Genomic DNA, 20,685 nt, shown 5'->3' on the forward strand with positions numbered 1-20,685 from the left:
CCGATGCCCCTCGCCCCCGCAGCCAATCCCCTCCTCTCCACCTGGACCGCCCCCTACGGCCTCGCGCCCTTCGACCGCATCCAGCCGGCGCACTTCGAACCGGCCTTCGCCGAGGCCCTGAAGGCCCACCGCGAAGAGATCGAGGCCATCGCACACGACCCGGGGGCGCCCGACTTCGAGAACACGCTGGCCGCCCTGGACCGTTGCGGGCGGCGCCTGGGCCGGCTCAACATGGTGTTCAACAACCTGTGCTCCTCGGAAACCTCGCCGGAGTTGCAGGAAGTGCAGCGTCGCATGGCGCCCGTGCTGGCCGCGCACTGGAGCGCGATCTCCATGCACCGAGCGCTGTTCGCCCGCGTCGACCAGGTTCACGCCCAGCGCGCGCGCCTCGGGCTGGAGCCCGAAGCGCTGCGCCTGCTGGAACGCACGCACCTGGGGTTCGTCCGCGCCGGCGCGCGGCTGCCGGCCGACGCGCAGGAACGCCATGCGCAGATCGTGCAGGAGCTGGCCTCCCTGCAGACCGCCTTCGGCCAGAACGTTCTGCACGACGAGTCCGCCTGGGCGCTGGTGCTGCGCGAGGAGGACGAGCTCGCCGGCCTGCCGGCCTTCGTGCGCTCGGCGGCCCGCGCCGCCGCGCAGCAGCGGGGCCTGGGCGAGGTCCACGCGATCACGCTGTCGCGCTCGCTCATCGTGCCCTTCCTCACCTTTTCCGAGCGCCGCGACCTGCGCGAGCAGGCGTGGCGGGCCTGGGTGGGCCGCGGCATGCACGCGGGCGAGCACGACAACCGCCCGCGGGTGGGCCGCATCCTGCAACTGCGGCAGGAGCAGGCTCGGCTGCACGGCTACGCCAACTACGCGGACTACGCGCTGGACGACCGCATGGCGCGCACCCCCGCGGCGGTGGACCGCCTGCTGGACGACGTCTACGGGCGCGCGAAGGCCGCCCTGGCGCGCGAGCGCGCCGCGCTGGAAGCCGTGCAGCGCGCGGCCGGCGGCACGGCCCGCATCGAGGCCTGGGACTGGCGCTACTGGGCCGAGAAGGTGCGGCAGCGCGACTTCGCCGTCGACGACGCCCAGGTCAAGCCCTACTTCCCGCTCGATGCGATGGTGCAGGCGGCCTTCGACTGCGCGCAGCGCCTGTTCGGCCTAAGATTCACGCCGCGGCCCGAGCTCGCGCTGTACCACCCCGATGCCCGCGCCTACGAAGTGCACGACGCGCAGGGCCGCGCCGTCGGCCTCTTCGTCCGCGACGACTTCGCCCGCCCCAGCAAGCGCAGCGGCGCCTGGATGAGCAGCCTCGCCCTGCAGGCGCGCAATGGCGGCGAGGTGCTGCCGGTGGTCCTGAACACCAACAACTTCGCCAAGGGCAGCCCCACGCTCCTGGGTTTCGACGACGTGCGCACGCTGTTCCACGAGTTCGGCCACGGACTGCACGGGCTGCTGTCCGACGTGACCTACGGCGACCTCGCGGGCACGCAGGTGCTGCGCGATTTCGTGGAGCTGCCGTCGCAGCTGTTCGAGCACTGGATGGCCGAACCGGAGGTGCTGCGGCGCCACGCTCGCCACGTGGAGACGGGCGAAGCCATCCCCGAAGCGCTGGTGGCGCGGCTGGACGCGGCGCAGAAGTTCGGCGAAGCCTACGAGACGGTGCGCTACTGCGGCAGCGCGATCGTCGACATGGCGGTGCACCGGCACCCCGATCCCGCAGCGGTGGACGACTGGCCGGCCTTCGAGGAGCAGGTGCTGCGCGAGCGCGGACTGCCGGAAGCGGCCGGCATCAATCACCGGCTGGCGCATTTCCAGCACCTGTTCAGCGGGGGCTACGCGGCGGGCTACTACGTGTACCTGTGGGCCGAGGTGCTCGATGCGGATGCGTGGGAGGCGTTCGTGGAGGCGGGCAGTCCGTTCGATGGCGAGGTGGCGCAGCGGCTGCGGCGCTGCATTCTCTCGACGGGCAACAGCGTGGAGCCCGGCGAGGCCTTCCGCGCGTTCCGCGGGCGCGATCCCGTGATCGAGCCGCTGCTGCGGCAGAAGGGGCTGCTGGAGGCGTGAGGACGGAAGGCCCGGGTTGCCGCCTGCCGCGCGTTCGCGCGATTTCGCGGCCCGCCGGGCCACTCGGTCGCGGGAACGGCGAAGGGGAATGAAAAAAGCCGCCCGAGGGCGGCTTTTTCGTGGCGGCGGAGGCGCTTACTGCCCGTCGCTGGAGACTTCTTCCGGCTCCGGCCGGGAGCGGCCTTCCTTCTTCGGCAGCGGCTGGATGTCCAGCTTCACCTCGGAGGTTTCCTCGCCCTTCTCGTTCTTCCCGTGCTCGATGTCCACCGTGAGGCGGCCGCCTTCGGTGAGCTTGCCGAACAGCAGTTCGTCGGCCAGGGCGCGACGGATCGTGTCCTGGATCAGGCGCTGCATCGGCCGCGCACCCATCAGCGGATCGAAGCCCTTCTTGGCCAGGTGCTTGCGCAACTGGTCGGTGAAGGTGACCTCCACGCGCTTCTCGGCCAGCTGCTGCTCCAGCTGGAGCAGGAACTTGTCGACCACGCGCAGGATGATCTGCTCGTCCAGCGGCTTGAAGCTCACGACCGCATCCAGGCGGTTGCGGAACTCCGGCGTGAACAGGCGCTTGATGTCGGCCATCTCGTCGCCCGCCTCGCGGGTCGTCGTGAAACCGATCACCGCCTTGTTCATGGTCTCGGCGCCCGCGTTCGTGGTCATGATGATGATCACGTTGCGGAAGTCGGCCTTGCGCCCGTTGTTGTCGGTCAGCGTGCCGTGGTCCATCACCTGCAGCAGCACGTTGAAGATGTCCGGGTGGGCCTTCTCGATCTCGTCGAGCAGCAGCACCGCGTGCGGCTTCTTCGTGATGGCCTCGGTGAGCAGGCCGCCCTGGTCGAAGCCGACGTAGCCGGGAGGCGCGCCGATCAGGCGCGACACCGCGTGGCGCTCCATGTACTCGGACATGTCGAAGCGGATCAGGTCGATCCCCATGATGTAGGCCAGCTGCTTGGCCGCTTCGGTCTTGCCGACGCCCGTGGGGCCGGAGAACAGGAAGGAGCCGATCGGCTTGTCGCCGCGGCCGAGGCCGCTGCGCGCCATCTTCACGGAAGCTGCCAGAACCTCCAGCGCCTTGTCCTGGCCGAACACCACGGACTTGAGGTCGCGTTCCAGGGTCTGCAGCTTGCTGCGGTCGTCGCTGGACACCGAGGCCGGCGGGATGCGGGCGATCTTCGCCACGATCTCCTCGACTTCCGCCTTGGAGATGGTCTTCTTGCGCTTGTTCACCGGCAGGATGCGCTGGGCGGCGCCGGCCTCGTCGATCACGTCGATCGCCTTGTCCGGCAGGTGGCGGTCGTTGATGTACTTGGCCGACAGCTCCGCTGCGGCCTGCAGGGCGCCCGCCGCGTACTTCACGCTGTGGTGCTCCTCGAAGCGGCTCTTGAGGCCCTTGAGGATCTCGATGGTCTGCTCCACGCTCGGCTCGACCACGTCGACCTTCTGGAAGCGCCGCGACAGCGCCGCGTCCTTCTCGAAGATGCCGCGGTACTCGGTGAAGGTCGTCGCGCCGATGCACTTGAGCGTGCCCTGCGACAGCGCCGGCTTCAGCAGGTTGGAGGCGTCCAGTGTGCCGCCCGACGCCGCTCCGGCGCCGATCAGCGTGTGGATCTCGTCGATGAACAGGATCGCGTTGGGCTTGTCCTTCAGCGAGCGCAGCACGCCCTTGAGGCGCTGCTCGAAGTCGCCGCGGTACTTGGTGCCCGCCAGCAGCGCGCCCATGTCCAGCGAGTAGACGGTGCTCTCGGCCAGGATCTCGGGCACTTCCTTCTGCACGATGCGCCAGGCCAGGCCTTCGGCAATGGCCGTCTTGCCCACGCCGGCCTCACCCACCAGCAGCGGGTTGTTCTTGCGGCGGCGGCACAGGATCTGGATCACGCGCTCGACCTCGTACTCGCGGCCGATCAGCGGATCGATCTTGCCTTCCTTAGCGGACTGGTTGAGGTTGAGCGTGAACTGCTCGAGCGGCGACGCCTTCTCGTTCTTCTCGCCACCCTCCTCGCCCTCGGAGCCGGGGTTCTCGCCGCTCTTGGCGGGCTCGGGCGGGTCGCTCTTCTTGATGCCGTGGGCGATGTAGTTCACGACATCCAGCCGCGTGACGCCCTGCTGGTGCAGGTAGTACACGGCATGCGAATCCTTCTCGCCGAAGATCGCAACCAGCACGTTGGCGCCGGTCACTTCCTTCTTGCCGTTGCCGGTGGACTGCACGTGCATGATCGCGCGCTGGATCACGCGCTGGAATCCCAGCGTGGGCTGGGTGTCCACGTCGTCCGTGCCCGCCACCTGCGGCGTGTTGTCCTTGATGAAATTCGACAGCGACTTGCGCAGGTCGTCGATGTTCGCGGAACAAGCGCGCAGCACTTCGGCCGCGCTGGGATTGTCCAGCAGGGCCAGCAACAGGTGCTCCACGGTGATGAATTCGTGGCGTTGCTGACGCGCCTCCACGAATGCCATATGGAGGCTGACTTCCAATTCCTGGGCAATCATGTGATTTCCTTCTGCTTCAAACCTCTGTTCCTTCGAGTCCCGGTTTACTCGACCGGTTCACTCAGACACTGCAGGGGGTGCCCCGCCTGGCGGGCCGCCTCCTGCACCTGCTGGACTTTCGTGGCCGCGACGTCCCTCGAGTACACGCCACAAATGCCTTTGCCGTCCAGATGGATCTTCAACATGATCTGCGTGGCCGTCTCCCTGTCTTTCCCGAAGAACTCCTGGATCACCACCACCACGAATTCCATGGGGGTGTAGTCGTCGTTCAACATCACGACCTGGTACATCTGCGGCGGTTTGGTCTTCTGCGTCTTTCGTTCTGCAACCACCGAACCGCCATCGTCCTCCTTCGGCCGGATCGTGGGTCCGGCCGGGGGCGGGAGAGGTGTCTGACTGGCCATGAAAATCATTCTATCGACCGGAACTGGCACCCGTAGACCCTAGGTGAATTGGCGACGGTCCCGTCACATTCAAGCGACATGTGTGCCAGCTTGCAGATTCCGACCGGCGCGGAGGCCTTTACAGACGCTTTGCAGAGCAGGAATCCTTTCGTGGCGCCCACTTGCGCGTGACTAAGTGAAAATGTTGACAGATGAGCGGTCTTCACGGACACTCGCCCGCAACTGAGGGAACAAAAAACGGGGGCGCGCATCATGGCGACCGGCACTGTCAAGTGGTTTAACGATGCCAAGGGCTTCGGGTTCATCGAGCCCGATGGCGGCGGCTCGGACGTGTTCGCGCATTTTTCCGCGATCACCATGGAAGGTTTCAAGACCCTCAAGCAGGGATCCCGCGTGACCTTCGACATCCAGCAGGGCCCCAAGGGCCAACTGGCGCAGAACATCCAGGCCCAGCCCGGCCCGATCCAGACGCAGCCGCCGGGCACCGACCGTCCGCCGCGCCAGCCGAAGGTACGCGCGCCGCAGTTCCATGCGGCCGGCGGCCACGGCACGGACCACGCCAACAAGACCTGAGCGGGCGCCGCCGCGCCGACGCGCGCGCTGACCCCGACCTTGTCGAACGAGCCGCCTCCGGGCGGCTTTTCACACTCCGGCCACGGCGTGCGCGGCACGCGCGCACGGTCCGCCCTTCCCCACAGGAGGGGGTTTACACCCGCGAATGGGCGATTGACCCCTGCGGGGACGATCGGGTGTGCCGGGAGCAGCGCACGATGGGCGCCGGGAACCAGTCGGAACCGAAGGCCTCCCGGCCCGCGGATCAGCCGGCGATCCAGACGCCGTCGGGGCGGCGGCAGGCCGTGCCCTGCTGGCGCTGCGGCCCGTGCTCGGTGTGCACCGTCAGGGTGTACGGACGGCAGTAGGAGCCCTGCACGTACCTCACCTGGCCGGGAACGACGGTGTAGCGCGTGGGCCCCTCGGCCCACTGCACCTGGCGGCCCGCCGGGGCGACCTCGAGGACCTCGCCCACGCAGGCGTGGTTGGCGGCGTCCATGCGCCGGCCGACCTCCCCGCCCACCAGCACGCCGGCGACGGCGCCGCCGATGGTCGCGAGGGTGCGGCCGTCGCCCTTGCCGATCTGGTTGCCCAGCACGCCGCCGACGATGCCACCGAGCAGGCTGCCGACGGCGGGGCTGTTGCAGCGGACGGTGCCGGCCACCGGGGCGGGCCGGTACTGCGGCTTGTACACGTACTCGCCCTGCTGCTGGTGCATCCAGGGCACCACCACCACCGGCTGCTGCTGCACGACCACCGGCGGCCGCTGCACGATGACGGGCTGCGCGGGCACGACCACCACGCGCTCGGGCGCACGGCACTTGCGCTTTTCGGTGTAGTCGCCGTGCTTCCACTCGCGCGTCACCTTGCAGTTGCCGTCCCAGAACTCCTCCTTGTGCTTGCCATGACCGTGGCCATGTCCGTGCCCGTGGTCATGGTCGTCGCGGTCGGCCATGGCGGCCGGCGCGGCCAGGACGGCCGCCACGGCGGCCAGGAGGATGGAAGTACGCATGCGGGTCCTGCTCTCTCTGCTCATTGAAGCCAACGGGATTTTCGGACGGCCGGCTGGCTCAACGGTAACGGCGCATGTAACAGCGCGCGGCGACGTGAAATCCTTCGGTGTCTAGCAGCCGAGGTCTTCGCACAGCCGTTGCACCCGCGCCGTGACCTCGGGATCCATCTGGATGGCCCGCCCCCATTCGCGCTGCGTCTCGCCCGGCCACTTGTTGGTGGCGTCCATGCCCATCTTGCTGCCCAGCCCGGCCACCGGCGAGGCGAAGTCCAGGTAGTCGATGGGCGTGTGCTCGATCATCATGGTGTCGCGCGCCGGGTCCATGCGGGTGGTCAAGGCCCACATCACCTCGCGCCAGTCGCGCACGTCGACGTCGTCGTCGACCACGAGGATGAACTTCGTGTACATGAACTGGCGCAGGTGGCTCCACACGCCCATCATCACGCGCCGCGCATGGCCCGCGTAGGCCTTGCGGATGCTCACCACGGCCATGCGGTAGCTGCACGCCTCGGGCGGCAGGTAGAAGTCGACGATCTCCGGGAACTGCCGCTGCAGCAGCGGGATGAACAGTTCGTTCATCGCGAGGCCCAGCACCGCGGGCTCGTCCATCGGCTTGCCGGTGCAGGTGGAGTGGTAGATCGCGTCCGGCCGCATGGTGATGCGGTCGATCGTGAACACGGGGAACTCGGCCTGCTCGTTGTAGTAGCCGGTGTGGTCGCCGTACGGCCCTTCCAGCGCGTGCTCGTAGCCGCTGGGGTGGGCGGGGTCGGGCTGGATGTGGCCTTCCAGCACGATCTCCGCCGTCGCCGGGACCTTCAACGGCACGCCGAGCGCCGGCGCCACCTCGGTGCGGCCGCCGCGCAGCAGGCCGGCGAACTGGTATTCCGACAGTGCGTCCGGCACCGGCGTGACGGCGCCCAGCAGCGTGGCCGGATCAGCGCCCAGCGCCACGGCCACCGGGTACGGCTCGCCGGGATGCGCCAGCGCGTGGTCGCGGAAGTCGAGCGCGCCGCCGCGGTGCGCCAGCCAGCGCATGATGACCTTGTTGCGCGACAGCACCTGCTGGCGGTAGATGCCCAGGTTCTGGCGCGGCTTGTGGGGCCCGCGCGTGATCACGAGGCCCCAGGTGATGAGCGGGGCCACGTCGCCGGGCCAGCAATGCTGGATCGGCAGCCGCGCCAGGTCGACTTCCTCGCCTTCGAACACCTGCTGCTGGCAGGCAGGGCGGCTCACCTCGCGCGGCGCCATGTGCCACAGGCGCTTGACGAGGTCGCCCATGCCGAGCATTTCCTTGAAGCCGCGCGGCGGCTCGGGCTCCTTCAGGCGCGCGAGCAGTTCGCCGAACACGCGCACGCCCTTGAGGTCCGGCACGCCCATGGCGCGGGCCACGCGCTGCGGCGTCCCGAACAGGTTGGCCAGCACCGGCATGCGGTGGCCGGAGGGCTGCTCGAACAGGAGCGCGGGGCCGCCCGCGCGCAGCACGCGGTCGCAGACGGCGGTCATCTCCAGGTGCGGCGAAACCGGCTGGGAGACGCGCTTGAGGTCGCCGCCTTCCTCCAGCTGCGCCATGAATTCGCGCAGGTCGCGGTAGGTCATCGAACGGCGATCAGCCCCAGGGACGCTTGTCCTCGCCCCCGCGGCCGCGCGTGAAGCGGGAGAGGTCGAACACCGGCAGTTCCAGCGCGTCGAGCGTGTTCTTCACCACGAGGCCCAGCTCGGTGTCGCCTTCCATGCTGAGGCGGCGGTTGAAGAACAGCGTGTCCGGGTCTTCCTGGCGGCGCGCGATGCGCAGGAAATCGGGGCCGCTGGCGCTGATGGTGAGATCGGGCTGCGGCTGGCGCGACAGCGGCGAGAAGCGCGCGCCATTCCAGCTGAAATCGAACGAGTTCCGGGCGTCGCGCACGTGGATGCGGAACTTGCGGTCCTTCATCAGCAGCTTCACGTCCTCGGGCAGCTGCGGCGCCAGGATCGCGTTGAGCGCCGTCGCCAGCACCAGCGAGCCCGGGTAGGCCGGCAGGCGCTCGAGCACCGCGGCGATCGGCTTCGGGCACTCGGGCAGGCTGGAAAGGGAAAAGAACGTGTTCATGCCGCCACCTCGATGATCTGCTCCATGCCGGAACGGCCATGCCAGTAGCCGTTGCAGGCCTGGTCGGGCAGCAGCTGCTGGAGCTTCTCCTGCGCCGAGCGCGGATTCGCGCCGCCGCGGACCTCGTCGAACAGGCCGATGATTTCCGCCATGTGCTGCGACTGCGGGCTCAGGCGGACGACGTCCACGCCGGCCTTCTCCATCGACGGCAGGTCGCCCAGCAGGCTGTGCACGCGGGCCGACTGGGTCTGGATGCCATTGAGCACGAGGAAGGGCTCGTTCTCGCGGGTGCGCAGCACCTGACCGTCGGGATGGGCGATGCAGCTGAAGCCGCAATCGTCCTTCGGCAGGTTCAGGTGGCGCGCCGTGAAGCAGCGCGCCGAGAAGGCGAGCGGCAGGCGGCCGAAGGCGAACACCTCGGTCTCCAGGCCGGCGGGGCGCTCCTGCTGCACCTGGACGAGGTCGTCGCGCTTCATCTCCAGCGGCATCACCCAGCGCGAGGCGCCCAGCTCGTGCATCCAGCGCAGCGTGTCGGCGTTGTAGATGTTCAGGTGCGGGCCGGCCACGAAGGGCAGCTTGCCCGTCACGCAGTGCACCGCGCCCATGTCGTTGGCCTCGACGCCGAACTCGCCGTTGGCGGCGATCTTGTGCAGCACCGTGACGTCGGAACCCGACTCCAGCAGCACCTGCGTGGAAAGGAAGACCTCCTTGCCCGCGCCGCGCAGCATGGCCGCGATCTCCAGCCAGTCGGCCAGTTTCATCTCGTGGCGGCGCGAGCACACGGCCTCGCCGAGATAGACGACCTCCACCGGCGTGTCGGCGACGGCGGCGTAGAAGGCCTGCACGGTCGCGCGCGGCCAGTAGTACAGCAGGGGGCCCAGGGACAGCTTCATGGCCTTATTTCCAGGAACGGTGGTAGGCACCGATGGTGTGCTGCTGGCCTTCGGCCAGCTGGTCGAGGCCGGCCATCCAGCTGGTCTTGACGGAATAGCGGTGGGCGCCGGCCAGGCACTGGTCGATCGCCTCGCGCCAGATGCGCGTGACCTGCGCCACGTAGGCGGGACTGCGCTGGCGGCCCTCGATCTTGATCGCGCGCACGCCGATCTTCGTCAGCTCCGGCAGCAGGTCCAGCGTGTTGAGGCTGGTCGGTTCCTCGATCGCGTAGTAGTTCTGCTCGCCGTCGACATCGAAGCGGCCCTTGCAGAGCGTGGGGTAGCCGGCGTTCTCGCCTTCGGCGTAGAGGTCGATCAGCACGCCGCCCAGGCGGGCCTCGCGGCCGCGCGGCGTCTCCTGCCAGCGCACCGCCTTGGCGGGCGAGCACACGCCGTGCGTATTGGGCGACTCGCCCGTGACGTAGGAGGACAGCTGGCAGCGGCCTTCCACCATCACGCACAGGCTGCCGAAGCCGAACACCTCGATCTCGACGTCCGTGCGCTGGGTGAGCTGCTTGACCTGCTCCAGCGACAGCACGCGCGGCAGCACGGCGCGCTGGATGCCGAACTGCTCGCGGTACAGGTTGATCGCTTCGTAGTTGGTGGCGGAGCCCTGCACCGAGAGGTGCAGCCGCAACTGCGGATGCTGGCGCGCCGCGTACTTCAGGATCCCGGGATCGGCCACGATCACCGCGTCGACGCCCATGGCGGCCGCGGTGTCCACCGCCGTGCGCCAGCGGTCGCCCTGCCCGGCCTGCGGATAGGTGTTGATGGCCATCAGCACCTTGCTGCCGCGCTCGTGCGCGTAGCGGATGCCGGACTCGATCGCGGCGCGGTCGAAGTTGAGGCCGGCGAAGTTGCGCGCGTTGGTGGCGTCGCGCATGCCCATGTAGACGCAGTCGGCGCCGGCGTCGACCGCGGCTTTCAGGGCAGGCAGGCTGCCGGCGGGACAGACGAGCTCGATGGGGCTGGCGGGGGCAGTGGAAGCGGCGGACATGAGATGCGGGGCGCTCGCCCCGGAGGAACCGGAGGCCGCCGACGATACGCGAGCACGGGGGCATGCGTACTGACCGGCGTCAAGTCAGAGCGATCCGCCCCGCCAACGAAAAGGCCGCCCGCAGGCGGCCTTCCGACACGCGCGCAACAATCCGTCACATGTGGTCGATCATCACCTGGCCGAAGCCGGAGCACGACACCTGCGTCGCGCCCTCCATCAGGCGCGCGAAGTCGTAGGTGACCTTCTTCGACTGGATCGCCCTTTCCATGGAGTGGATGACCAGGTCGGCGGCCTTCGTCCAGCCCATGTGGCGCAGCATCATCTCCGCGGACAGGATCTCGGAGCCGGGGTTCACGTAGTCCTTGCCTGCGTACTTGGGCGCGGTGCCGTGCGTGGCCTCGAACATGGCCACCGTGTCGCTCATGTTCGCGCCCGGGGCGATGCCGATGCCGCCCACCTGCGCGGCCAGCGCGTCGGAGATGTAGTCGCCGTTCAGGTTCAGCGTCGCGATCACGCTGTACTCCGCCGGGCGCAGCAGGATCTGCTGCAGGAAGGCGTCGGCGATCGAGTCCTTGACCACGATCTCCTTGCCGGTCTTCGGGTTCCTGAAGCGGCACCACGGGCCGCCGTCGATCTCCTGGGCGCCGAATTCCTTCTTCGCCAGGGCATAGCCCCAGTCCCGGAAGCCGCCTTCCGTGAACTTCATGATGTTGCCCTTGTGCACCAGGGTCACGCTGGGCTTGTCGTTGTCGATCGCGTACTGCAGCGCCTTGCGCACCAGGCGCTCGGTCCCCTCGATCGACACCGGCTTGATGCCGATGGCGGAGGTCTGCGGGAAGCGGATCTTGCTGACGCCCATCTCCTTGATCAGGAAATCGATCGCCTTGCGGGCCTTCTCGCTCTTCGCCTCGTATTCGATCCCGGCGTAGATGTCTTCCGAGTTCTCGCGGAAGATCACCATGTTGGTCTTCTGAGGCTCCTTCAGCGGCGACGGCACGCCGGCGAAATACTGGATGGGGCGCAGGCACACATAGAGGTCCAGTTCCTGGCGCAGGGCGACGTTCAGCGAGCGGATGCCGCCGCCGACCGGCGTGGTCAGCGGGCCCTTGATCGACACCACGTACTCGCGCGCGACCTTCAGGGTTTCGTCGGGCAGCCACACGTCCGGGCCGTAGACCTTGGTCGCCTTCTCGCCGGCGAAGATCTCCATCCAGTGGATCTTCTTCTGGCCGCCGTAGGACTTCGCGACCGCCGCGTCCACCACCTTCAGCATCACGGGGGTGATGTCCACGCCCGTGCCGTCGCCCTCGATGTACGGAATGATCGGCTGGTCCGGCACGTTCAGCGACATGTCGGCGTTCACGGTGATCTTCTGGCCCTGGGTGGGGACCTGGATGTGCTGGTAGGCCATGGGGGAAGCGTCTCCGGAGGGGAAATCGGTTGCACCGCGCCGGCGTCCGGCGGCAATCGTGCGGATTCTAGTCCCCGGGCCGTCGCATCCCCCGGCGCGAAATTCGACCTGCGTCAATGTCACAACTGTCGTGTCAACCGCCGGCCGCGCTGCCGCGTTGGCGGAGGGTCTGACATCCCGTTGGGCATTTTTTTCACAACGATCGAACTGAAGGAATTCCAATGAGCAAGCTCCTCGCCGTCCTCGTCGCCGGTCTGTTCTCCGTCGCCGCCTTCGCCCAGACCCCCGCCGCCGCTCCGGCCGCCGCTGCTGCTCCGGCCGCCGCCGCCGCCCCGGCTGCTCCCGCTGCCAAGGCCGCCCCCGCCAAGGCCGAAGTGAAGGCCGAAGCCAAGAAGGAAGAGAAGAAGGTTGCCAAGGCCGACAAGAAGGCCAAGAAGGCCGCCCCGAAGGCCGAAGTCAAGAAGGAAGAGAAGAAGTCGTAATTCGACTGCTTCGCTTCGTGGAGCCGCGCCGCGCGGCTTCCGGCAGGGCCCGCCTTCCGGCGGGCTTTTTCTTTTCCGCGGACGGCATGCGCCGTGGTCGGTGAATACCCTGAGCCGAACGGCGGCGGGCGATTGTCAACCACGGAGTTCCCGCTGCCGTTACGGATGGGCCGACCGGGGGGAACCGGGAGGTCGAAGAAACGTCAGACAACCTTGAAAGGACTTTCCATGAGCAAGCTGCTCGCCGCCCTGGTCGCCTCCGTGTTTGCCATGTCCACCGCGTTCGCCGCCTCGCACGCCGGCGCCCCGATGGCTGGCGCCTCCGGCGCGAAGACCGAAGCCAAGGCCGAAGCCAAGGCCGAAAAGAAGACGGCGAAGGCGGACAAGAAGTCCACCAAGAAGACCTCGACGAAGAAGACCGCCAAGACGGACAAGAACTGAGCCCTGCGTCCCGCACGGAATGCCCGCCGCGCGCGGGCATTTTCGTTTCCCGCACAATCGCCGCATGAAGAAGTCCCCCGCCCTCCTGGCCCTCCTGCTGGCCGCCGCCGCGTTCGCGCAGGAGCCGCAGATGAACCTGCCGCGCGTGAAGCTCACCGCCGGCATGCACGTGATCGACGCCCAGGTCGCCGCCACCAACGAGCAGCGCATGACCGGCCTGATGCACCGGCAGGAGATGCCGCAGCACGAGGGCATGCTGTTCGTCTTCGACTACCCCAGCCAGCAGTGCTTCTGGATGAAGAACACGCTGCTGCCCCTGGCGGTCGCCTTCGTCGCCGACGACGGCACCATCGTGAACATCGAGGAGATGAAGCCGCAGTCCCTGGACTCGCACTGCTCGATGAAGCCGGTGCGCTACGTGCTGGAAATGAACAAGGGCTGGTTCGCCAAGAAAGGCATCGCCGCGGGCGCCAGGCTGGGCGGCCCGGTCTTTCGCTGAGCGCCCGCCCCCGTCACCCCGCGCAGGCGGGAATCCGGGGCTTGCAAGACAAAGGGCCGCAATCGCGGCCCTTTGTCTTGGCCCCCCGCGAGGGCGGGGGTGGCGCGATCTATTTCAACCGAAGTTCTTCGCGGCGAACTCCCAGTTCGCCAGCTTGTCCAGGAAGGTTTCGACGAACTTCGGGCGCAGGTTGCGGTAGTCGATGTAGTACGCGTGTTCCCACACGTCCACCGTCAGCACCGCGCGGTCGGCGGTGGTCAGCGGCGTGCCGGCGGCGCCCGTGTTCACGATGTCCACCGAGCCGTCCGGCTTCTTCACCAGCCAGGTCCAGCCGGAGCCGAAGTTGCCCACGGCCGATTTCACGAAGGCTTCGCGGAAGGCCTGGTAGCTGCCCCACTTCGCCGTGATCGCCTGCGCCAGCGCGCCGGTGGGCTCGCCGCCGCCGTTCGGCTTCATGCAGTTCCAGAAGAAGGTGTGGTTCCAGACCTGGGCGGAGTTGTTGTAGATGGCGCCCGAGGACTTGCGGATGATGTCCTCCAGCGGCATGTTCTCGAACTCGGTGCCCTTCTGCAGGTTGTTCAGGTTCACCACGTAGGCGTTGTGGTGCTTGCCGTGGTGGAACTCGAGCGTCTCGCGGGAGTAGTGCGGGGCCAGTGCGTCGATGGGGTACGGCAGGGGGGGCAGGACGTGTTCCATGGCTCTTCTTTCTCGAGGTTGTGGTGTCGGATCGCCGATTCTAGGAAGGATTCACGCCCCGCGTGGCGACGCGCAGATCAACCTCCCCATCCGCAAGGGCGGCACGCACGTCGCGCCCGGGGTGCATGGCGCGCACGCTGGTGAGCGGCTGGCCGGAGGCCGGGTCGGTGAGCAGTGCGTAGCCCCGCTGGAGCACGAGGCGCGGGTCGAGCAGTTGCAGCCGCAGCGCGATGCGTTCGCAGTCGCGCGTGGCGCGGGCCAGCCGCTCGGCGATGCCGGAGCGCAGGGCCTCGCGCAGCGAACGCAGCTCGTCTTCGGAACGCTGCAGCCGCGCCGTGAGCGCGAAGCGCAGTCGTTGCGCCTGCCGTTCGATGCGCAGGTGCTGCTGGGCGGTGCGCGCCGAGGGCCGGCCCAGGTGCGCCGCCGCCTGGTCGAGCCGCTGCGCCGCGCGGTCCAGCCGGCGCAGCGCGGCCTCGCGCAGCCTCTCGTGCAGCAGGCGCAGCGCGCCCAGCCACGCCTCCCGCGGCTGCGCCGCCAGTTCGGCCGCCGCCGTCGGCGTGGGCGCGCGCACGTCGGCGCAGAAGTCGGCGATGGTGAAGTCGGTCTCGTGCCCGACCCCGCTCACCAGCGGCACCGGGCTGCGCACGATGGTGCGCGCCAGCCTTTCGTCGTTGAAGGCCCAGAGGTCTTCCATCGAGCCGCCGCCGCGCACCAGCAGGATGACGTCGATGGTGCCCCGCTCGGCGGCGCGGTAGAGCGATTCCAGCGCGGCGGCCAGTTCGCCCGGCGCCTGCGCCCCCTGCACCGCCGCGGGGACCAGCACGACCGGCACGTGGGGCGCGCGCCGCCGCAGGCAGGTCACCACGTCGTGCAGCGCCGCCGCGCCCAGCGAGGTGGCGATGCCGATGCCGCGCGGCAGGAGCGGCAGCTCGCGCTTGCGCGCCGCGTCGAACAGGCCTTCGGCCTCCAGCTTCGCCTTGAGGCGCAGGAACTGCTCGAACAGGGCGCCTTGCCCCGCGCGGCGCATGCTCTCCACCACCAGCTGCAGGTCGCCGCGCTGCTCGTACACGCCCAGCCGGCCGCTCACTTCGACCAGTTCGCCGTCGCGCGGCAGGAATTCGAGCAGGCTCGCGCTGCGGCGGAACATCGCGCAGCGGACCTGCCCCTGGGCGTCCTTCAGGGAAAAGTAGCAGTGCCCGCTGGCGGCGCGCGAAAACCCCGTGATCTCGCCGCGCACCGTCACGGGGTTGAAGCGCGCTTCCAGGGCGTCGGCCACGGCGCGGCACAGCGCGCCGACAGCCCAGACGCGCCGGCCCGGCGCAGGGAAAGCGTTACCGTCCGTCAACAAAAAGACCCTTACCAAGGGTTAACCCGATGGTCAATTCATCCACAGGGGACCCGAAGGTGGGGAAAAAGCCCCATTGATGGGCTGAGACGCTGATTTCTCCGAGCAAGTCATTGATTCCAAAGGGATTTTTCCTGCTCATTTGGTCATCGTTCTGTCAAATCGAAGCATTGGCGCGGGTTGCGGTGGGGGGGAGGATCATTTCTCAACAAAGTTGTCCACAACTTTTGTGAGTGTCGTCCTACGGCGACGCCTGCGCGTCCTACGAACGCGGCAATGCGGCCTACAGCGTGCCAGTCCGCGATAATCCGCGGCAGGCAGGGCGCGCAACGCGTGCCTGCCAGCAGTGAATCCCGGCGGAGGACCCCCGTTTGTTTTCGATCATACAAGCCGCAGGCTGGCCGATCTGGCCGCTGGTTGCCTGCTCCATCCTTGCACTCGCTCTGGTCATCGAACGTTTCCTGAGCCTCAAGACCGCCAAGATCGCGCCGCCGAAGCTGCTGGACGAAGCCCTGGCCGTTTCGCGCGCCTCCGTGCCCTCGCCCGACGTGGTGCGGCAGCTGGAACAGAACTCGGCCCTCGGCGAAGTGCTGGCCAGCGGCTTCCGCGCGCTCAACTCGGACCCGCGCTGCACCGAAGCCGACCTGCGCGCCAACATGGAGAACACCGGGCGCGCCGTGGCCCACCGCCTCGAGCGCTACCTGAACGCGCTGGCCACGATCGCCTCCGCCGCGCCCCTGCTCGGGCTGCTGGGCACGGTGATCGGCATGATCGAGATCTTCGGCTCGCAGTCGCCCGCGGGCGGCGCCACCGGCGGCAACCCGGCGCAGCTCGCGCACGGCATCTCGGTGGCCCTCTACAACACCGCCTTCGGCCTGATCATCGCGATCCCGGCGCTGATCTTCTGGCGCTACTTCCGCGGCCGCGTCGACGAGTACCTGCTGACGCTGGAACTCGCGGCGGAGCGCTTCGCGCGCCACCTCAACAACCTGCGGCGCGCATAGGGCGGCGGCGATGAATTTCCGTCCGCGCGCCAAGGACGAACCGGAGATCAACCTGATCCCGTTCATCGACGTGCTGCTGGTGGTGCTGATCTTCCTGATGCTCACCACCACCTACAGCAAGTTCACGGAGATGCAGCTGAAGCTGCCGGTGGCCGACGTCGACGCCCAGCGGGACTACCCGCGCGAAGTGCTCGTCGCCGTCTCCAGCGACGGCCGCTACATGGTGAACCGGCAGGCGGTGAGCGGCCGGGGCCCGGAGGCCCTTGCCGAATCCATGGCCGAGGCCGCCAAGGCGGGCAAGGACTCGGTCGTGATCATCAGCGCCGACGCCACGGCCACGCACCAGTCGGTCATCACGGTCATGGAAGCGGCCCGGCGCATCGGCCTGAGCCAGATCACCTTCGCCACGCAATCGTCGGCCCAGGCCGGCAGCAAGTGAGCACGTTGCAGCAGGCCTGGCTGCGCCGCGGCCCGCTGGCCTGGCTGCTGTGGCCGGTGTCGCTCGTCTACGGCGGCCTGAGCGCCCTGCACCGCCGCTCCTACACGTCCGGGCGCCGGCCCGTGGAGGGCGTGCCGGTGCCGGTGATCGTGGTGGGCAACGTGATCGCGGGCGGCGCGGGCAAGACCCCGGTCGTGCTCGCCGTGCTGAAGCACCTGCGCGAGCGCGGGCTGCGCGCCGGCGTCGTCTCGCGCGGCTACGGCCGCAGCGGCGACGAGTGCCGCGAGGTGCACCCGCAGGACGACCCCTCCGTGGCCGGCGACGAGCCCCTGCTGCTGCGGCGCAATGGCGGCCTGCCGGTGTTCGTGGCGCGGGAACGGGCCCAGGCGGCGCGCGCGCTGCTCACGGCGTATCCGCGCACCCAGGTGATCGTCAGCGACGACGGGCTGCAGCACCTCGCGCTCGCGCGCGACCTCGAGATCTGCGTGTTCGACCGCCGCGGCATCGGCAACGGCTGGCTGCTGCCCGCCGGGCCCCTGCGCGAGCCCTGGCCGCGCCGCGTGGACCTGGTGCTGCGCGACGCCGACACGCCCGGCATCGAAGGCCACGTGCTGCAGCGCACGCTGGCCCCGCAGGCGCTGCGCGGCGACGGCGCGCACCGGCCGCTGTCGGACCTGCGCGGCGGCCCGGTCATCGCGCTGGCGGGCATCGCGACCCCGGAGGCGTTCTTCGCCATGCTGCGCGACGCGGGGCTGGAGCTCGAAGCGACCTACGCCCTCCCCGACCACCACGAGTTCAGCCACCTGCCGGGCGCGATCCCCAAGACGGCGACGCTGGTCTGCACCGAGAAGGACGCGATCAAGCTGTGGCGCCTGCGACCTGGCGCCTGGGCGGTGCCGCTGCGGGTGGACATTCCGGCCTCGTTCTGGGCCGACTTCGATCGCCTGCTGGACGCGCGGCTATCATCGCCGCATGGATCCCCGCCTTCTTGAGCTCCTCGTCTGCCCCGTCACCAAGGGGCCCCTGGACTACGACCGCGAGCGCCACGAGCTGCTTTCGCGCAGCGCACGGCTCGCCTATCCCGTCCGCGACGGCATCCCCGTGCTGCTGGAAGACGAGGCGCGCACGCTGAGCGACGAAGAACTGGAGCGCCTGCCGGCGCGCACCCCGCTGGCCTGAACGCGGTGAGCGCCGCACGGCCGCCCGAAGGCGCTCGCCCCCTCCGCTTGCGGAGGGGGGAGGAGGAGTCCGCGCAGCGGACGGATCCTGGGGAAGGTATCCAATGAGCTTCACCGTCCTGATCCCCGCCCGGCTCGCCTCGACGCGGTTGCCGGACAAGCCGCTCGCCGACATCGGCGGCGTGCCGATGGTCGTGCGCGTGGCGCAACGGGCCGAGCAGTCCGGCGCCGCCCAGGTGGTGGTCGCGGCCGACAGCGAGCGCATCGCGGATGCCTGCAGCCGCCACGGCGTGCGCGCGGTGCTGACCCGCACCGACCACCCGTCCGGCAGCGACCGCCTCGCGGAGGCCTGCGAGCAGCTCGGGCTGGAGCGCGACGACCTGGTCGTGAACGTGCAGGGCGACGAGCCCCTGATCGACCCCGGGCTGATCGATGCCGTGGCCACCCTGCTGCGCGAGCGGCCGCAGGCCAGCATGAGCACGGCGGCGCACCCCATCGCCAGCGTCGCCGAATTCGCGAACCCGAACGTGGTGAAGGTGGTGCTGCAGTCCGACGGGCTGGCGCTCTACTTCAGCAGGGCTCCCATCCCCTGGTGGCGCGACGGCTTCGGCCAGGGCGTCACCGCACTGCCGCAGCCGGCGCCGCTGCGCCACATCGGCATCTACGGTTATCGCGCCGGCTTCCTGCGCGCGTTCCCGCGCATGGCGCAGGCGCCGGTGGAATCCTGCGAGGCGCTGGAGCAGTTGCGCGCGCTGTGGCATGGCCATCGCATCGCGGTGCACGTGAGCGAGACCGCACCGGGGGCGGGCGTCGATACGCCGGAGGACTTGCAGCGCGTGCGCGCCCTGTTCGCCCGGGCGGGATCGCCCTGAGGCGTAAGTTCCACGCAGGGGGGTGCGTGCTATCCTCCGTTACAACAAGCGCGACGGCCGTGAGCCTGGCACCGGCCCGCAGTGCCGACCGACTCCATACCATCCGAGGATTCCCATGAGACTGATCCTGTTGGGCGCACCGGGCGCCGGCAAAGGCACGCAGGCGAGCTTCCTGTGCCAGAAGTACGGCATCCCCCAGATCTCCACCGGCGACATGCTGCGCGCCGCGGTCAAGGCCGGCACCCCGCTGGGGCTGGCGGCCAAGAAGGTGATGGACGCGGGCCAGCTGGTGAGCGACGACATCATCATCGGCCTCGTGAAGGAACGCATCGCCGAGCCGGATTGCGCCCGGGGCTTCCTCTTCGACGGCTTCCCCCGCACGATCCCGCAGGCCGAGGCCATGAAGGCCGCCGGCGTGAAGATCGACTGCGTGCTGGAGATCGACGTGCCCTTCGCCGCCATCGTGGAGCGCATGAGCGGCCGCCGCTCGCACCCCGCGTCGGGCCGCACCTACCACGTCAAGTTCAATCCGCCGAAGGCCGAAGGCAGGGACGACGTCACCGGCGAGCCGCTGATCCAGCGCGACGACGACCGCGAGGAGACGGTGCTCAAGCGCCTGGACGTCTATTCCGCCCAGACGCGCCCGCTGGTGGAGTACTACACCGAGTGGTCCAGGGCCGACGCGCGCAACGCGCCCAAGGTCCGGAAGATCGACGGCATGGGCACGGTGGACGAGATCACCGCGCGGGCACTGCAGGCGCTGGCGGACTGCTGACGCGTCCGCCCGGCGGCGGCCTCAGGCCGCCATCAGTTCCAGCATCAGGGCGATCCGCGCCTTCACCGGCGTGAGGCCCTCCGCCGCGGGCAACCGGTCGCCCGCGTGCGGCAGCACCCTTCCCTGCAGGCAGCGCGACGTCCGCCGCACCGCGACCCCCTGCGCCTGCGCCGCCAGCAGGGCCGACTCCAGCGCCTCGTGCAGCGTGCCGTTGCCGGTCCCGGCGACGACGATCCCCCGCACGCCGTCGCTGACGAGAGCCTGCACGGTCGCGCCCGTCGCGCCGGCGTGACTGAGGACGATCTCGACCCGCGGCCACTGCGCGGCATCCTTCAGCGCGCCTGCCCCCGTTCCTTCCGGCCACGCGCGCAATTGCCGCAAGCGTCCTTCCTCCACGTACGCGAGCGGCCCGGCGTCCCCGGAGGAAAACGCGTCGACGCGGTAGCCGTGCACCTTCTGCACGTCGGCGGCGCCGTGCACCGTGCCGGCGAACACGACGCAGACGCCGCGGGCCAGGCCGGAACCCGCCACCGCCAGCGCGTCGGCCAGGTTCTGCGGGCCATCGGGGACGACCGCGGTCGCCGGGCGCATCGCCCCGGTCAGCACCACCGGCTTCGACGGCGCCAGCACCGACTGCAGGAAGAAGGCCGTTTCCTCCATCGTGTCGGTGCCGTGCGTGACCACGAGGCCGGCGACATCGGCCTGGGCTATCCAGTGCGCGCAGCGCTGCGCCAGCGCGCCCCAGGTGCCGAAATCCATGTCCTTGCTGTCGATCTGCGCGACCTGCTCGCCCTCGATGGCGAAGCCCGCCGGCAGCGGCAGCCCCTCCAGCAACTGGCCCACGCCGATCTGCGCCGCCCGGTAACCGAGGTTGTCGCCGGCCGAGGCGGCGCGCCCGGCGATCGTGCCGCCAGTCGCCAGTACCACGATTCTCGCGTTGCTCTCTTGCATTCCACTCCAAACTGTTCAAAAATACAGATACTGGATATCAACACAGTCCCGCCATGGCCACCAACGCCCGCATGCC

21 protein-coding genes and 1 pseudogene are annotated in these 20,685 nt (G+C 69.1%); 11 read left to right on the forward strand and 11 right to left on the reverse strand.

Features of this window, described 5'->3' with window-relative positions:
* Window positions 1-3 precede the first annotated feature (3 nt).
* Complete coding sequence (locus tag JJ685_RS09595; protein WP_201674027.1) at window positions 4-2,052, forward strand: M3 family metallopeptidase; 2,049 nt, start codon at window positions 4-6, stop codon at window positions 2,050-2,052.
* 135 nt (window positions 2,053-2,187) lie between these two features.
* Here JJ685_RS09595 and clpA read toward each other — a convergent pair whose 3' ends face one another.
* Window positions 2,188-4,533 (reverse strand): ATP-dependent Clp protease ATP-binding subunit ClpA, encoded by a 2,346-nt coding sequence (gene clpA / locus JJ685_RS09600; protein WP_201674028.1) that lies wholly within the window; start codon window positions 4,531-4,533, stop codon window positions 2,188-2,190.
* 44 nt (window positions 4,534-4,577) lie between these two features.
* Window positions 4,578-4,946: an ATP-dependent Clp protease adapter ClpS gene (clpS, locus tag JJ685_RS09605; RefSeq protein WP_201674029.1), complete on the reverse strand. Its 369-nt coding sequence runs from the start codon at window positions 4,944-4,946 to the stop codon at window positions 4,578-4,580.
* Between the two features lie 243 nt (window positions 4,947-5,189).
* Here clpS and JJ685_RS29745 point away from each other — a divergent pair.
* Window positions 5,190-5,387 (forward strand): annotated as a pseudogene (locus tag JJ685_RS29745) (cold-shock protein); the annotation flags it as partial.
* A gap of 367 nt (window positions 5,388-5,754) precedes the next feature.
* On the opposite strand, the gene JJ685_RS29750 reads toward JJ685_RS29745, so the two are convergent.
* The 6 genes from JJ685_RS29750 to icd all read right to left on the reverse strand — a co-directional run bounded on the left by JJ685_RS29750 (window position 5,755) and on the right by icd (window position 11,927).
* Window positions 5,755-6,501, reverse strand: coding sequence for a glycine zipper 2TM domain-containing protein (locus tag JJ685_RS29750; RefSeq protein ID WP_236598859.1), 747 nt, complete (start codon window positions 6,499-6,501; stop codon window positions 5,755-5,757).
* Window positions 6,502-6,612: 111 nt separating this feature from the next.
* Window positions 6,613-8,097 carry a 4-hydroxy-3-polyprenylbenzoate decarboxylase gene (gene ubiD / locus JJ685_RS09620; RefSeq protein ID WP_201674031.1) on the reverse strand — a complete coding sequence of 495 codons (1,485 nt, stop codon included), beginning with the start codon at window positions 8,095-8,097 and terminating at the stop codon, window positions 6,613-6,615.
* A 10-nt stretch (window positions 8,098-8,107) separates the two neighbouring features.
* A complete protein-coding gene (ubiT, locus tag JJ685_RS09625; RefSeq protein WP_201674032.1) occupies window positions 8,108-8,587 on the reverse strand; it encodes a ubiquinone anaerobic biosynthesis accessory factor UbiT in 480 nt (159 codons plus the stop codon).
* Window positions 8,584-9,480 carry a U32 family peptidase gene (locus JJ685_RS09630; RefSeq protein WP_201674033.1) on the reverse strand — a complete coding sequence of 299 codons (897 nt, stop codon included), beginning with the start codon at window positions 9,478-9,480 and terminating at the stop codon, window positions 8,584-8,586. Before JJ685_RS09630 ends, ubiT begins: the two co-directional genes overlap by 4 nt.
* A 4-nt stretch (window positions 9,481-9,484) precedes the next feature.
* On the reverse strand, window positions 9,485-10,516 hold the full coding sequence (gene ubiU, locus JJ685_RS09635; RefSeq protein ID WP_201674034.1) for a ubiquinone anaerobic biosynthesis protein UbiU: 1,032 nt from the start codon (window positions 10,514-10,516) through the stop codon (window positions 9,485-9,487).
* A 154-nt stretch (window positions 10,517-10,670) separates the two neighbouring features.
* Window positions 10,671-11,927, reverse strand: coding sequence for an NADP-dependent isocitrate dehydrogenase (icd, locus tag JJ685_RS09640; protein ID WP_201674035.1), 1,257 nt, complete (start codon window positions 11,925-11,927; stop codon window positions 10,671-10,673).
* Between the two features lie 221 nt (window positions 11,928-12,148).
* Between icd and JJ685_RS09645 the strand changes: the two genes are divergently transcribed.
* The 3 genes from JJ685_RS09645 to JJ685_RS09655 all read left to right on the forward strand — a co-directional run bounded on the left by JJ685_RS09645 (window position 12,149) and on the right by JJ685_RS09655 (window position 13,349).
* Window positions 12,149-12,409: a hypothetical protein gene (locus tag JJ685_RS09645; protein WP_201674036.1), complete on the forward strand. Its 261-nt coding sequence runs from the start codon at window positions 12,149-12,151 to the stop codon at window positions 12,407-12,409.
* Window positions 12,410-12,637: 228 nt separating this feature from the next.
* Window positions 12,638-12,850 carry a hypothetical protein gene (locus tag JJ685_RS09650; protein WP_201674037.1) on the forward strand — a complete coding sequence of 71 codons (213 nt, stop codon included), beginning with the start codon at window positions 12,638-12,640 and terminating at the stop codon, window positions 12,848-12,850.
* Window positions 12,851-12,914: 64 nt separating this feature from the next.
* Window positions 12,915-13,349 carry a DUF192 domain-containing protein gene (locus JJ685_RS09655; protein WP_236598860.1) on the forward strand — a complete coding sequence of 145 codons (435 nt, stop codon included), beginning with the start codon at window positions 12,915-12,917 and terminating at the stop codon, window positions 13,347-13,349.
* 114 nt (window positions 13,350-13,463) lie between these two features.
* On the opposite strand, the gene JJ685_RS09660 is transcribed toward JJ685_RS09655, so the two are convergent.
* On the reverse strand, window positions 13,464-14,045 hold the full coding sequence (locus JJ685_RS09660) for a superoxide dismutase (RefSeq protein WP_201674039.1): 582 nt from the start codon (window positions 14,043-14,045) through the stop codon (window positions 13,464-13,466).
* Between the two features lie 40 nt (window positions 14,046-14,085).
* Entirely contained in the window at window positions 14,086-15,393 is a 1,308-nt protein-coding gene (gene xseA, locus JJ685_RS09665; RefSeq protein WP_408015462.1) for an exodeoxyribonuclease VII large subunit, read from the reverse strand.
* A 368-nt stretch (window positions 15,394-15,761) separates the two neighbouring features.
* Between xseA and JJ685_RS09670 the strand changes: the two genes are divergently transcribed.
* The 6 genes from JJ685_RS09670 to adk all read left to right on the forward strand — a co-directional run bounded on the left by JJ685_RS09670 (window position 15,762) and on the right by adk (window position 19,658).
* On the forward strand, window positions 15,762-16,394 hold the full coding sequence (locus JJ685_RS09670; RefSeq protein WP_201674041.1) for a MotA/TolQ/ExbB proton channel family protein: 633 nt from the start codon (window positions 15,762-15,764) through the stop codon (window positions 16,392-16,394).
* Between the two features lie 10 nt (window positions 16,395-16,404).
* Window positions 16,405-16,833 (forward strand): ExbD/TolR family protein, encoded by a 429-nt coding sequence (locus JJ685_RS09675; RefSeq protein WP_201674042.1) that lies wholly within the window; start codon window positions 16,405-16,407, stop codon window positions 16,831-16,833.
* Window positions 16,806-17,825, forward strand: coding sequence for a tetraacyldisaccharide 4'-kinase (gene lpxK, locus JJ685_RS09680; protein ID WP_201674721.1), 1,020 nt, complete (start codon window positions 16,806-16,808; stop codon window positions 17,823-17,825). Before JJ685_RS09675 ends, lpxK begins: the two co-directional genes overlap by 28 nt.
* Window positions 17,806-18,012 (forward strand): Trm112 family protein, encoded by a 207-nt coding sequence (locus tag JJ685_RS09685; protein ID WP_201674043.1) that lies wholly within the window; start codon window positions 17,806-17,808, stop codon window positions 18,010-18,012. Before lpxK ends, JJ685_RS09685 begins: the two co-directional genes overlap by 20 nt.
* A gap of 103 nt (window positions 18,013-18,115) precedes the next feature.
* Window positions 18,116-18,883, forward strand: a complete 768-nt coding sequence (kdsB, locus tag JJ685_RS09690; protein WP_201674044.1) for a 3-deoxy-manno-octulosonate cytidylyltransferase — start codon at window positions 18,116-18,118, stop codon at window positions 18,881-18,883.
* A gap of 115 nt (window positions 18,884-18,998) precedes the next feature.
* The gene (gene adk, locus JJ685_RS09695) at window positions 18,999-19,658 is read left to right on the forward strand and encodes an adenylate kinase (RefSeq protein ID WP_201674045.1); all 660 of its coding nucleotides are present in this window, start codon (window positions 18,999-19,001) and stop codon (window positions 19,656-19,658) included.
* 21 nt (window positions 19,659-19,679) lie between these two features.
* Here the strand turns inward: adk and JJ685_RS09700 are convergent, their stop codons facing one another.
* Window positions 19,680-20,609: an asparaginase gene (locus tag JJ685_RS09700; RefSeq protein WP_201674046.1), complete on the reverse strand. Its 930-nt coding sequence runs from the start codon at window positions 20,607-20,609 to the stop codon at window positions 19,680-19,682.
* Window positions 20,610-20,685 lie beyond the last annotated feature (76 nt).

The sequence above is a fragment of the Ramlibacter monticola genome, from assembly GCF_016722785.1.
In the GTDB taxonomy this organism is placed as follows: Bacteria; Pseudomonadota; Gammaproteobacteria; order Burkholderiales; family Burkholderiaceae_C; genus Ramlibacter; species Ramlibacter monticola.